The organism is Micromonospora sp. NPDC004704 (genome assembly GCF_053601675.1).
The window spans coordinates 188,477-200,935 of sequence record NZ_JBSGCD010000007.1; the positions used below are offsets into that span (position 1 = coordinate 188,477).

Below are 12,459 nucleotides of genomic sequence, written 5' to 3' on the forward strand. Positions count from 1 at the left end.
CCGTTGTCACGGGCTGACCACTCGTGCGGGCAACTTCGCGTGGACAACCCGAGCGGTCGTCACGTTTGAGTGGTCTGCCGAACACTATCGGGAGTGATCGATCGATCGCAGCCCCGAAACCGACAGTGCGCTGATCGGTCGTAGTGGTGGACGCTGCGGCAGAAGGCCGGGGGTGGCTCAGGCGGCCTCGCCCTCCGAGTCGACCGAGCCCCGAGGTGGGCTGAACAGCGTCAGCTCCAGTAGATCCGGTCCGATGGCCAACTGGTCGGCGGTCTGATTCATCCAATGCAGGTACACGGCGTATCGGTAGGGCGTCCAGGTCACCGATCGGCCATCGGGTGTAACGAGATGCTCCATCCCGCTGATCTTGTGGACCGTGTTGGCAAGAACGTTGTCCAGGATCAGAGCGCCTGGGGTGGAGAAATACAGGAACTTGGTGAAGAAGGCGGGGCCGAACCGGTGGATCCTTGCCCAGGGTGCTTGGAAGGCGCGCGCTCGTGTCTTCCGATCGTCGCCGCCGTACAGCGCGGCGTAGCCGGCTATCGGGTCTTCGGCGGCCTCGGCTAACGCCGACGACAATGCGGGCTCGAGGCGGTCGCCCGCTGTGTCGGCGATGTCGTGGTGTCGGGAGGCGCCGTAACCGGTCATGCCTGTGCCCCAGAGGAAGCTGGCGGTGAAGAGATCCGTCGCTGGTCGTGTGTGTTGACGTACCTCTGCGGCGATGTCGAACACATCCCCACGGGAGATCTTTCCGGAGTTGACGACGTGACCAGGTAGCCGTCCCAGTGAGTCGGCCCAGGCCGAGTTGGAAAACCCGACGGGGTGCGCGAGCACGCCCAGCGGGCCCAATTCTTTGATCTTGCGTTGAGAAAGTTGCCGCAGTCGCGCAAGCTTTTCTCGGGCTGGTGGGTGACTGGCCGCCTCACGTCGGGCTTCGTCATCGTGTCGGTAAGTCATGGCGGCACTTTGCCACGGGCATGCGACTGATTCAGCGACCGATCGGCCTTCCCTGCAAGCCGAAAAGACAAGTGCCCCGGCCAGAGCCGGGGCACCGGGAGACGCAGGTCGGTCAGCGAGTGCGGGTGGCGGCCTTGACGCTGGAGACGAAGGCGGACCAGGCGTACGGGTGGAAGGCGAGGACCGGTCCGGCCTGGTCCTTGCTGTCGCGTACGGCGACGATGTCGGTCAGGTTGTCGGCGATCTCGACGCAGTCGCCTCCGTTGTCGCCACTGCGGGTGCTCTTGCGCCACTCGGCATCGGTCAGGTTAATCATGGTGGACCTCCCCAATGATCTTGTCGATCATGAGCCTCGATTGTCCCTCACTCAGGGCGAGTCTGTTCAGACCAGTCCACACGCTTTCGTAGGCAGCGATTTCGTCCGGTCGATCAAGGTAGAGCGCCCCGGTCAGCGACTCGCAGTAGATGAGCGGAGGCTCCGGGGTCGCCCGGTTGCCTGGCGGGAAGCTGAGCATGACGAACGTCCCGGCAACGGCGCCGGGATGCAGCCCGGTTGTGAGCGGGAGCACCCGGATGGAGACGTTGGGGAGGGCGCTGACCTGTTGCAGGTGACGTAGCTGCTCGGCCATGATCTCCCGGCTTCCGACGATCCGTAGCAGGGCTGCTTCATGGATGACGACCTCCATCCTGGGCGCAGGTGGTAGGCGACGAGTCAGCAGGGACTGTCGTTGGAGTCGGATCTCGACCAGGCGATCCCGCTCCTCGAAGGGCATCTCCGTCCGATGCTGGTACACAGCGAGGGCGTAGTCCTTGGTCTGGAGTAACCCTGGGACCAGTGTCTCGTCATAGCGTCGGATGCGGGAGGCGGCGGCTTCGAGGCCGACGTACATCTCGAACCACTCGGGGATGGCGTCGCCGTACGCGTGCCACCAGCCCTTGGCCTTGGTTTCGCCGGCCAGCCCGACCAGGGCGGTGACCAGCTCCGGCGTCGCGTCGTAGAGCTGGCACATCGCCTTGACGTCGAGCGAGCGGACCGAGCCGAGTCCACTCTCGATCCGCCAGACCTTCTGCCGGCTGCACTCCAGCGTCTCGGCCGCTCCGTCCAGGGTCACCCCAGCCTCGGTACGGAGCTGACCCAGGGTCCGGCCGAGTTGCCGCCGGGGCACCGTCGAGCCCATGTCCTCTGCCATTTGATCACGCCCCCGTTCGTTTTTTTAACATCCCGCCGCCTCCACTGCAACGCCTGCCCGTTGCGCGAAAATAAGCGAACGGGCGTGGCCGGATTCCACTGAAGAATTCATTGCGATCCCCGTATCGCACATTACAAGATGACGCTTGTAAGGGCGACCATCAATACGGTCCGCGTTCAGCTCATCGAGCTGATCAACAATTTTTCGCCGAAAGGTTGATGCCGTCGCGTGCGTACCCGTCTCTCGTCAATGGTCAAGTGATCGCCGATGACCGGGCCGATCGTCGTCACCTGCCATCGGTGCGCCGGAACGACCGTCACCGAAGGGCCGTGTGCTTGCCTCAACGGTGGGAACCGGCTGCTGGTCACCGACGATCCGGTGCCGCGCGAGGCGTACCGGGAGTGCAGGATGTGCGGCGGATCGGGCAGGGTCGCGACTGCCTGCCACACGTGCGGACAACGCGGCCGGCAGCGGGCGCAGATTGTGCTCACCGTCGCCAACGTCGACACCGGTGCGGTCGCCTCGACCAGCGTCGAGCCCGGCACGGTGGCCCCCGTGCCCGACATCGGCGGCGGCTGGCGGCTGCGCCTCGGCCCGCTGATCGGCGAGCTGGCCGCCACGGTCGGGGCCGCCACCTGGTCCGACGTATGGGGGAGGCCGGACGGCGACCTGGACGTTTCCCTACCCCGGGACTGGCGACCCGACCTGCCGCTCGAACGTTGGCGGGCGCTGGAGGCAGCGGCGATCGCCGCCCAGGCGGGCGAGGGATGGCACCTGTATCTGGGCCGGAGTATTGCCGCGTCGCCGGTCGACCCGGAGCGGCGGTTGGGCGAGTTGTGCGCGGTTGCCGACCTGCTCAGCCTCGATCTGGTCGTGGAGGCGCGGCGCAACCGGACCGAGGATCAGCTTTACTGGAACATTCGGTACGACGTATTCGGTGCCAGGGTGCCGGCGCGGCCCCGGCTGGATGCGACCAGCCTGGCCCTCGCGGCCACCGCCGCCACCGTCCTGCGTGCGATCGGCGGCATCTCCGCCCGAGGGTTGACCGCACCCGCCCACTACCTGCGTCAGGCTGGCGAATCCGTGCCGGTCAGGACTCAGGTCAACCTGGACGAGTTGGAACGGCGGGTGGTTGCCGACTGCACCGACCTGCGTACCGGTCTGACGCTGCCCGGTGCCCAGGCGATCTGGCGCGACGGGCGGTGGTGGCACACGAGTTTGCGGGTCACCGGCCACATCGAGAGCCTGAGCGAGCAGCAGACCGGTCAGCTCCTCCGACGGGTGACGCCGGTGTTGGAGCGTGGCTGGGAGCCGCCCGCTCCGACCTGGCTCGGCGAGCCGATCGAACACTCGCCCTGCCCCGACTGCGATCCCGGCAGCCGGTTGCGGGCCTGTCTCTGCAGCATCGGTGGCAGCCCGGTCGACCCCGACTGCGGCAGTTGCGGTGGTGCGGGCGTACGCGCCTTTGCGCTGCCCTGCCACACCTGCGGGGACAGCCACCGGATCCACTCCGGGGTCGTCGTCACAATGACCGACCTGGATCGGCGGGTCGAGCATCTTCGGTGGCGGGCCGGCGAGGTCGTGCCCAGTCCGCAGGTCGCCACCCACCCGAACGGGAAGTCGCTGGTCCAGCTTCCCGACCGCTACCGGCTGGACGCCCAGGCCAGCAGGATCGGCGTACGGCCGGAGGACCTCACCGAGCTCGACGGTGGCTGGCAGGTTGACCGGGACCTGCGCGAAGGGCTGGTAACCCTGCATCGGAGCGACGTGGACGGGCTGACCCAGTTCGTCGCGCGGGCCGCACGGGGGCATCCCGGTGCCCGGTTGCTCGTGCTCGCCGTCCCGCCGGACGTACCCTCGCTGGCCGAGCTGGTCCGGCTTGCTGTCGGGCTCGGTCTGGGTCTCGTTGTCACCCTGAGGGACAACCGGATCAACGCGGGCGACCCCACACGTGCCGGTGGGATGGCATGGCACGTCGAGTTCACGCCGGCTGACCCGCCGACCGTCACCATCGACCCGCCCACCCGGCCGAGCCTGGCGGCGGCAGTCGCGTACGGACTCGAATATCTGGAGACCGCCCTCGCCGACGAAGTGCCGACCGACCCTGCCCAGCCGATCCCGGCACCGCAGTGTCCCGATCCGACGACAATCGAAGACCCGGAACGGCTCATTCGTCGGCTTGCCGCGCATCACGGTGGCGAGCAGGTGTCCGTCCAGTTCGGTGTGAACGAATGCCACGTCTATCTGCGTGAGGAGGATGACCTTCGCCTGTTGGCCAGCGCGAGGGACGTGATCGCCGCGTTTGCGGCGTTGGGCATGGCCTCGCAGGCGTCGACCGGACAGCCGCCCGAGAGCTGAGCCGAGCGCGCCAGACGGTGTGGGGCCACGTGTTGGTAGCACCTGACGGCTGTGTGATGAGTCACTATTACCCCTTTTGTCCTGGCGTGAATGCTGTGGAACAGTCGTTCCCTGCGGCGTGGGGCATCAGGTGCGGGCAGGGAGCGCGAGCCATGTCTCGGGCGGGAGCGGACGCTGAACCGCTGGGGGCCTGCGGCCGTGTAGAAGTCGGGTCCGAGTCAGAACGAGCAGAGAGAGCTGAACAGCCACCATGAGCGTCAAGATGGCCGATGTCCGCGACATGTACACCGTACATATCGCGTTTCGGCGTGAGTTCGGCCAGCTAGCGTCGTTGGTACGGGCGGTCGGGGACGGCGACACCGCCCGCGCGGAACTGCTCGGCGATCACATCGAGCTCCTCTGCGCCGCGCTGCACTCCCACCACACCGGTGAGGACGAACTGCTGTGGCCGAAGTTGCTGGAGCGTGGTGCCGAGGAGGTCGCACCCCTGGTGCACCTGATGGAGGCACAGCACCAGGCGGTCGACAACGCCATCACGGAGATCAACGGGACGTTGCCCCTGTGGCGCAGCACCGCTTCCGCGACCGGTCGGGAGACGCTGGCGGATGCCCTCGACCGGCTGAACGCATCGCTGATCGAGCACCTGGGCATGGAGGAGGAGCGGATCCTTCCGCTGGCCGAGAAGCACATCACAGCAGTGGAGTGGGAGCAGCTCGGGCAGCACTCCATGGCGGGCATGCCGAAGAAGCGGCTGCCCCTGATCTTCGGCATGGTCATGTACGAGGGCGACCCGCAGGTGATCAAGGAGGTCCTCGACACGATGCCGCTCCTGGCACGCCTGCTCATGCCGACAATCGCCCGCCGGTTGTTCGCCTCGCACTCCAAGCGGATCCACGGCACTGCCAGCCCCACCCGCGTGGCCGCCCACTGACGGCCGGCATCCAGCGATAACCCGTGCCCCTGGCCGACGGTTGGGGGCACGGGTCGTGCAGCCGGTAGCACGATGGCCCTCTACTCACTGCCGAGCGGATTCGCATCAACTCTCAAGCCCGGATACCGAAGACGGTCGCGTAGGCCTGACGGAAAAGTGGCCATCCGGTCCGGTCGGCAACCTCCACAAGCGACGCCTGTCGGGCGGTGGTCGATCGCGCAAACGGTCATCGGCCTTCCGGTGATGCTCATTACCAGATTGTTTCCGGCGACCGCACCCTCGGCCGGTGTGCGTAACTACTGCTTGTCGTCAGACTGCTACACGTCAAGTGCGGTACATGGCTTCAATCGGTATCAGCTGGGAGTGAGATGGTGCGGGAATCGCGAGTCCTCTGGCCGTTCGGCGCTCGACGCGCTATTCGACCGACCCGTTGGATAGTTGCTTCCGCTGCGGTCGGTCTGCTGGTGGCCTGCGGCCCACAGACCGGTTCCGAGGCGTTGCCCGGTCCGACCGCCGCCGCGAGTGAGTCGGCGAGTGCTACGCCATCCGCGACACCATCTGCTACGCCTTCTGCGGAACCTTTGGCGAGCACGGCACCGCCGCCAGCGCCGGTCGTACCGGTTCCCGCAGGCGCGCCGAAGGCACCCACGGTGGTGAAGAAAACCGTCACCGAGACGAAGTCGATTCCGTTCAGCACCAAGACGGTGAACGACGCCACCCTCGCGAAGGGCACCAAGAAAACGAAGGCCAAGGGCGTTGCCGGGGTCAAGACGCTCACCTACGAGGTGACCACAACCGATGGAAAGCAGACCGGCAAAAAGCTGGTTCGCGAGGTGGTGACCAAGGCACCGGTCACACAGGTGGTCGCCGTCGGCACCAAGGTGGAGAGCAAAAAATGCGACCCGAACTACAGCGGATGCGTACCGATCGCCAGTGATGTGGACTGTGCGGGTGGCAGTGGAAACGGACCCGCGTACGTCACCGGCCCGGTGAGGGTGATCGGCAGTGACATCTACGACCTAGACCGGGACAACGACGGGTACGGCTGCGACGACTGAACCAACGACTAACCGGTCCGGCGCCTCGGCTCGGCCACGGGGCGCCGGATATTCCATCGGGTCACTCCCGGTCGGACGGCGTGGACGGCCGGCGGGGTGCGCCTCGGTAGGTGCCGAACGACCAGTGGTTTCCCTCCGGGTCGAGCACGATGAAGTCGCGCGAGCCGTAGTCGGTGTCGTGGAGGCCCCGTACGACCTTGGCGCCGGCTGCGGTGGCTCGCGCAAAGAGCGCGTCCGGGTCGTCGGTGACGACGTACGCGCCGAAGGTGCCCGGTGACAGTGACCAGGCGTCGTCGGCGGTGCCGCGGTCGGTGCCGAGCATGATGCCGCCGCCGAGCGGCCAGGCGAGTTCGGCGTGGTCGACCCGGTCCCCTTCGGCGTAGACGGCGGTTTCCTCGAACCCGAAGGCGGTCACCAGGAACCTGATCAGCCCGAGCGCGTCGCGGGCGGTGAGGCTGGGCCAGACCTGCGGCGGTGGAGGTGCCACATTGTCGGTCTTGGTCGACGGCGTTTCGTCAGTCATGATTCGAAGTCTTCCGGGTCGCCGGTCTCCATGACTTGGACGTTTCGGAACTCCTCGGCCAGCCACCGGCTCGGCGCACAGCCGGCGAACTCGCGGAACTCGCGGGCCAGATGTGCCTGGTCGTAGTAGCCGCCGGACGTGGCCAGGTCGGCCAGCGCGATCGGTTCGCCGTTCGAGGCCCGGCGCAACAACACCCGACGCGTACGGTCGAAGCGCACCACCCGGGCGGCGACCTTGGGGCTGAGTCCGATCTCGTCCCGGAACCGCTGACCCAGGTGGCGGGTGCTCCACCCGACCTCGCGGGCCAACTCGGTCACCGGGACGCAGCCGTCGGTGGCACCGAGGCGTCGCCAGGCCCAGGCCACCTCGGGACGGACTCCCGGTGCCCGATCGAGCCGGGCGAGCAGCAGCGAGTCCAGGGTGGCGAACCGGTCGGCCCAGCCGTCGCCGGCCAGCAACCGCTCCCGTAGCCGGACCGCGAACCGCCCGAGTACGTCCGTACCGTCGAGATCCGCGTTGGCGAGTTCGCCGGCCGGCAGGCCGAGCAGCGTACGGGCGCCGAGCGGCGACAGGGCCAGTTGCACCCCTGACTGCCGACCGTCGTGCGTGATGATCGCCGGGGCGGTGTGCAGGCCGCCGACGAGGGTGTCGTACCGGCCGGCGGGTGCCTTCGGATCGGGGTGCGCGGCCACCACCAGCGGGTCGTCCAACGTGACGATCATCGTCAGGTACGGCGACGGCAGCCCCCGGTGGCGTGCCGGCTCGACCCCGACCTGCCGGTACCCGCTGTACCAGGCGACGTACGGCCGCAGCGGCGGCGCCGGACGCCACTGGACGAAGTCCGAGAGCGGCCCAGCCTGACTCATCTCGTCACTGTGCCACAGAACCCCTGCTCAGCAGCGCAGTCGCGGCGGCAGGGCCACGTCGGGTCGGTCCCGGTTGAGGTAGGTCGACTCGGCGAAGGCGAGGAACCGTTGCGCGTCGGCCGCGTTCGAGGCCAGCCCGAACGAGACCCGGATCGCGCCTCCGGTCGGGACCCGCATCACGTCGAGGTACTCGTCGACGGTGGTGATGTTGCGCATCAGCGTCCGGGCCAGCCGCCACTTCGTGATGCCGAACGCGCCCTCGCCCGCGCCGGGATTGCAGAAGCAGCCCGTACGCAAGGACAGGCCGGCGGCGGTCGACTCGGCCGCGACCAGCCGCTCGTCGACCAGGGTGCCGTCCGGGTGAAGGAAGTTGAACGAGATCGTCCCGCCCCGGCGGTCGTTGGTCGCCGGGCCGTAGACCCGGACCAGGGACTCGCCGGTGCGGTGCCGCAGCGCGGTCAGGTTGTCCAGGAGCCACCCGGTCAGCGCGTCGACCCGGGTGTGGATGACGTCGATCCCGATGTTGTCGACCCAGTCCAGGCCGAACTCGACGTCGGGGATGCCGAGGAAGTTGAGCGTCCCGTCCTCGAACGCGGACTCGTCGTCCATCGACTCGTACCAGTCGCCCTGGACGCTCACCGCCCGGATGGTGCCGCCGGCGAACCACGGCCGTCGCAGCCGGGCCAGGGCGTCCCGGCGGGCGATGAGGGCGCCGATCCCGGTCGGGTACCCGAACAGTTTGTACCAGCTCAGGCAGACGAACTCGGGTTGGACCGCGCCGAGGTCCAGCCGGCTCGTCGGTACGAACGCGGCGGCGTCGAGCAGTACGTCGTACCCGTGGCGCTGGGCCAGCCCGACCCACTCCAGGGGATGCTGCACCCCGCTGAAGTTGCTCTGCGCCGGGAAGGCGAACAGCCCCCGCCGCTGCCCTCGCCGCCCCCACCGGAGGCTCCGGCGGGTCAGCGCCGCCTCCACATCGGACTGCTCGACCCGCAACGCGTCCCCGCGTACGGGCACGTAGCGGAAGGCGGCGCCGGCGGTACGGGCGTACTCGCGGATGCCGTTGACCGAGTTGTGGTTGTCGGCGGTCAGCACCAGCGGAGTTCCCCGCCCGAACGGGTACGCCTCACCGACCAGCCGGCAGGCGCCGCTGGCGTTCGGGGTGAAGATGACCGCGTACTGCGCCGGGTCGGCGTTGAAGAAGGCGAGGATCGCGCGCCGGGCCGACTCGACCAGGGTGCCGGCCGCCACCGATGTCGGGTTCTCCGAGTGCGGGTTGCTGTAGAGCCCCGAGGTCAGCCGCCGATGGTGGGCCTCGATCTGGGCTCGGGCGGGCACCCCCGCACCCGCGTAGTCGAGGTAGACCTGCCCGTCCTGGTCGAGGTGGTTGTACTCGGTCGCGCGGAGTTCGTCGATCCGGCGGGTGGCGGCGTACGCCGGGTTGTCCGCCGTCAGCAGGTCAGGCCGTGCCACGGTGGTCCTTCCGGGCCAGCACGGTCCACGCGGCGGCGAGGAAGGCGACCAGGAATCCGGTGAGGATCAACCAGTCCACCCAGGCCGGGCGGGCGAAGCTGTCGCCGTAACTGGCCAGCAGCGGTGGGCCGAGCGGGGATGCGCCGTCGCGCCAGATCCGTTCCACCTCGGCGGTGTGGCCGAGCCCCTCGAACGCCCACCGGTTGGACATGGCGTAGCTGAGCCACCGGCCTCCGGCTGCCATCTCCGGGACCGGCAGGATCGCCCCGACGAACAGCACCTGCGGGAAGCAGAGCATCGGCAGCATCAGGGTCGCCTGGGCGGCGTCGGCCACCGACGCGGAGCAGAGCAGGCCGAGGGCGAGCGCCCCGGCCGAGGAGAGGAGCAGGGTGAGGTAGAGGGCGGCGAACGCGCCGCCGCCGGCCGCCGGCAACCGGTCGATGCCGCGCAACACCCCGAGCAGGGCCAGGTCGACCAGGGCCAGCAGCGGGAGCAGGACCGCGACCTTGGCCAACAGGTACGGTCCGACGCGTACGCCGGCCAGCCGTTCCCGCCGTACGATCGGCAGCTCGGTGCAGATCTGGAGCAGCCCGTAGGTGAGCCCGAAGAAGAAACCGCCGAACGCGATCCAGAACAGGATCATCACCATCACGTTCGGGCTCGGATTGGCCGGTTCGAAGGCACCGGGCCGGAACAGCAGGGCGAACATGCCGAGCACCATCAGCGGCGATCCGAGCAGGATGGCCAGGGTGAGCCGGTTGCGGCCGACGATCTCCAGGTTCCGGCCGGTCAGCACCACCCACTGGCGCACCGGCCCGACCCGTCGGCCCGGCCCGCGAACCGCCACCGGTGCGGTGACCGCCGGTTCCGGTTGCTCGTCACGGGCGGCGAACCGGTCGGGCCAGGCAGCCGGTTCGGGTTCCTCATCCAACCGTAGGTAGACCTCGGCGAGCGTGGTCACCCCGAAGAACTCCCGTGCCGCGGCCGGGGTGCCGGCGAAGGCCAGCGCCCCCTGCCGGGTCAGTACGACCACCCGGTCGCAGAACTCCACGTCGGTGACCTGGTGCGTGGTCAGCACCACCGTGGCGGCCGAGTCGGCCAACCCCCGCAGTACGCGCAACAGGTCGACGGCGATCGCCGGGTCCAGCCCGGAGGTCGGCTCGTCCAGGAAGAACACCCCCGGCCGGGTGAGCAGTTCGACCGCGATGCTGGCCCGTTTGCGCTCGCCGCCGCTGAGCCGTCCGACCGGCACCCCCGCCCGTTCGGTCAGGCCGAGTTCGGCCATCACCTCGTGGACCCGTCGGTTGATCGCGGTCGGGTCGGTACCCGGTGCGAGCCGGAGCCGGGCGGCGTACCGCAGGGTCCGTTCCAGCGGCAGCTCGTGGTGGATGATGTCGTCCTGCGGCACGTAACCGACGGCGGATGGTTCCCCGGTTTGACGGGCGTCCGTGTTGTGCCGTCGGTCCACTGTGCCGGAACTCGCCGGTCGTACCCCGGCGAGGGTTTCCAGCAGGGTCGTCTTGCCGGCGCCGCTGGCACCGATGATCGCCACGAGTTCGCCGGGTTCGATGGTGAGCGACACGTCGCGCAGGGTCTGCCGACCGCCGCGAACGGTCTGGCTCAGCCGGGACGCGGTGATGCGTACCCCGGCCGGTGGCGCCGTGATCAGTTCGGAGGGCTTCATGTCCGTCGATTTTCTGCGAGGGGCTGTACGGCTGGGTTTGCGGTGTGGTTGACCCGGCCCGCGATCCATCGACCGCCAGCCTGCGGTCTGCCGAATATGGCACGTCGTTCACATTTCGTCAGCGTTCATCCGAGTCGGATATCGGCGCCCTCGGTAACGCCGCAGGTCGTGGATCCGTACGGGATATCGTTTGGCGTTGGCTCGCCCGTGCCGGGGCGGCAATCGAGGAGGAGCTGACTGGTGGCCAGGACGAGGCGCCGTGCGCTGGTACGAGGCCACGGGCATCCCCGGATCCGGGCCACCCACGCCAAGACGTTGGAGTTCACCCACGACAACGAGGTGACCGAACGGGCCACCTGCGTGGTCGGGGTCGCCGCCGAGCTGGATCCGACCGAACTCGGCCTGCTGCGGGGACGGGTGCGGTTCACCGTCGAGGCCGCCGGGCACGAGGCGACCGGCGAGGCGACGATCAACCCCGACCATGCCGTACGCGACGGGCTGGTGCTGCGTCGCAGCCACCACACCGACTCCGGCACCCTGGCCGTGGCGGCCACGCTGACCGCCGAGGACCTCGATCGGGACCTGACCGCCGCGCTGACCGACCCGGCGACGGCGGTGACCCTGACCCTGGTCGAGGTGACCCCGCCCACACCGCTGATCCTGCTCCGGCCGGCGGGACAGTCCGTACCCGTGGGCCGGCTCGACCTGCTCTGGCGGCACGCCGACGAGACGGTCGACCTGGTCGGGTCCCGCGAGCCGGTGGCCGCCGGGGCGGTTCTCGACCGCGCCGGGATCGTCGCCGTGACGCTGCCCCCGGCGGGGGAGGGACCGTCGGGCACGGCGCTCGCCTGGCTCTCCGCCGCCGCCGGGGCCGGCGCCCGGTTCGCCCTGCTCGGCGGGGCGGGCGGTCCGACCGAGGTGCTGTTCGCCGCGGGCCTGTCGCCGACTCCGGCGCTTCTGCTGGGGCGGGTGGACCGGCGGGCGGTACGCCGGCCCGAGGTCGAGTTGTCGCTGCGTTCCGCCCTGGCGCCGACCGTGCTGGTGGTGCCGGCCGACGAGGTCGACGCGGTGCTCGAACACGTGGTCGCGGCGACGCCCGCGCGCCGGGTCGCCGTACCGGACGGACAGCCGGACCTGGGGACCGCTATGCGGTGGACCACCGCCGAGCGCGCCGGTGCCGCCGTACGCCGGGTCGGTGTCCCGGAGGTCACCATCGTGCTGGCGTCCTCGCCGGCCACCGACGAGCCGGTCGACCTGGACGCCCTGGTCCGGGCGCTCGCCTCCGCCGGGGTCTCGCCGAGGACGCTGAGTGAGGCGCTGGCCCCGTTCGGGCTGAACCGCCGTCGGGTGTACGACGCGCTGGGCCCGGACCGGTCTGCGGGCGGTCCGGCGGAACCTGGCGTACGCACCTGACAGAAT

11 protein-coding genes are annotated in these 12,459 nt (G+C 69.2%); 4 read left to right on the forward strand and 7 right to left on the reverse strand.

The features are described from left to right. Positions 1 to 177: 177 nt before the first annotated feature. The 3 genes from ACWEFB_RS12315 to ACWEFB_RS12325 form a co-directional block, all read right to left on the reverse strand. Positions 178 to 957 (reverse strand): 8-oxoguanine DNA glycosylase OGG fold protein, encoded by a 780-nt coding sequence (locus ACWEFB_RS12315; protein ID WP_452284876.1) that lies wholly within the window; start codon positions 955 to 957, stop codon positions 178 to 180. 112 nt (positions 958 to 1,069) lie between these two features. Further along, positions 1,070 to 1,273: a DUF397 domain-containing protein gene (locus tag ACWEFB_RS12320; RefSeq protein ID WP_452284878.1), complete on the reverse strand. Its 204-nt coding sequence runs from the start codon at positions 1,271 to 1,273 to the stop codon at positions 1,070 to 1,072. Continuing rightward, positions 1,266 to 2,147: a helix-turn-helix domain-containing protein gene (locus ACWEFB_RS12325; RefSeq protein WP_452284880.1), complete on the reverse strand. Its 882-nt coding sequence runs from the start codon at positions 2,145 to 2,147 to the stop codon at positions 1,266 to 1,268. Before ACWEFB_RS12325 ends, ACWEFB_RS12320 begins: the two co-directional genes overlap by 8 nt. Before the next feature lie 267 nt (positions 2,148 to 2,414). Between ACWEFB_RS12325 and ACWEFB_RS12330 the strand changes: the two genes are divergently transcribed. From ACWEFB_RS12330 to ACWEFB_RS12340, 3 genes are all read left to right on the forward strand, one after another. Beyond that, on the forward strand, positions 2,415 to 4,505 hold the full coding sequence (locus ACWEFB_RS12330; protein WP_452284882.1) for a hypothetical protein: 2,091 nt from the start codon (positions 2,415 to 2,417) through the stop codon (positions 4,503 to 4,505). A gap of 250 nt (positions 4,506 to 4,755) precedes the next feature. Then, positions 4,756 to 5,436 carry a hemerythrin domain-containing protein gene (locus ACWEFB_RS12335; RefSeq protein ID WP_452284884.1) on the forward strand — a complete coding sequence of 227 codons (681 nt, stop codon included), beginning with the start codon at positions 4,756 to 4,758 and terminating at the stop codon, positions 5,434 to 5,436. 650 nt (positions 5,437 to 6,086) lie between these two features. After that, positions 6,087 to 6,494, forward strand: coding sequence for a G5 domain-containing protein (locus ACWEFB_RS12340; RefSeq protein WP_452284885.1), 408 nt, complete (start codon positions 6,087 to 6,089; stop codon positions 6,492 to 6,494). A gap of 61 nt (positions 6,495 to 6,555) precedes the next feature. Here the strand turns inward: ACWEFB_RS12340 and ACWEFB_RS12345 are convergent, their stop codons facing one another. The 4 genes from ACWEFB_RS12345 to ACWEFB_RS12360 are packed head-to-tail and all read right to left on the reverse strand — an operon-like array spanning position 6,556 to position 11,040. After that, entirely contained in the window at positions 6,556 to 7,017 is a 462-nt protein-coding gene (locus ACWEFB_RS12345; RefSeq protein WP_452284887.1) for a VOC family protein, read from the reverse strand. Continuing rightward, a complete protein-coding gene (locus ACWEFB_RS12350) occupies positions 7,014 to 7,883 on the reverse strand; it encodes a helix-turn-helix domain-containing protein (protein ID WP_452284889.1) in 870 nt (289 codons plus the stop codon). Before ACWEFB_RS12350 ends, ACWEFB_RS12345 begins: the two co-directional genes overlap by 4 nt. A gap of 27 nt (positions 7,884 to 7,910) precedes the next feature. After that, entirely contained in the window at positions 7,911 to 9,356 is a 1,446-nt protein-coding gene (locus ACWEFB_RS12355; protein WP_452284891.1) for an aminotransferase class V-fold PLP-dependent enzyme, read from the reverse strand. Continuing rightward, positions 9,343 to 11,040: an ATP-binding cassette domain-containing protein gene (locus tag ACWEFB_RS12360; RefSeq protein ID WP_452284893.1), complete on the reverse strand. Its 1,698-nt coding sequence runs from the start codon at positions 11,038 to 11,040 to the stop codon at positions 9,343 to 9,345. The genes ACWEFB_RS12355 and ACWEFB_RS12360 overlap by 14 nt, the downstream gene beginning before the upstream one ends. A gap of 240 nt (positions 11,041 to 11,280) precedes the next feature. Between ACWEFB_RS12360 and ACWEFB_RS12365 the strand changes: the two genes are divergently transcribed. Continuing rightward, positions 11,281 to 12,453 (forward strand): DUF371 domain-containing protein, encoded by a 1,173-nt coding sequence (locus ACWEFB_RS12365; protein ID WP_452284895.1) that lies wholly within the window; start codon positions 11,281 to 11,283, stop codon positions 12,451 to 12,453. Positions 12,454 to 12,459 lie beyond the last annotated feature (6 nt).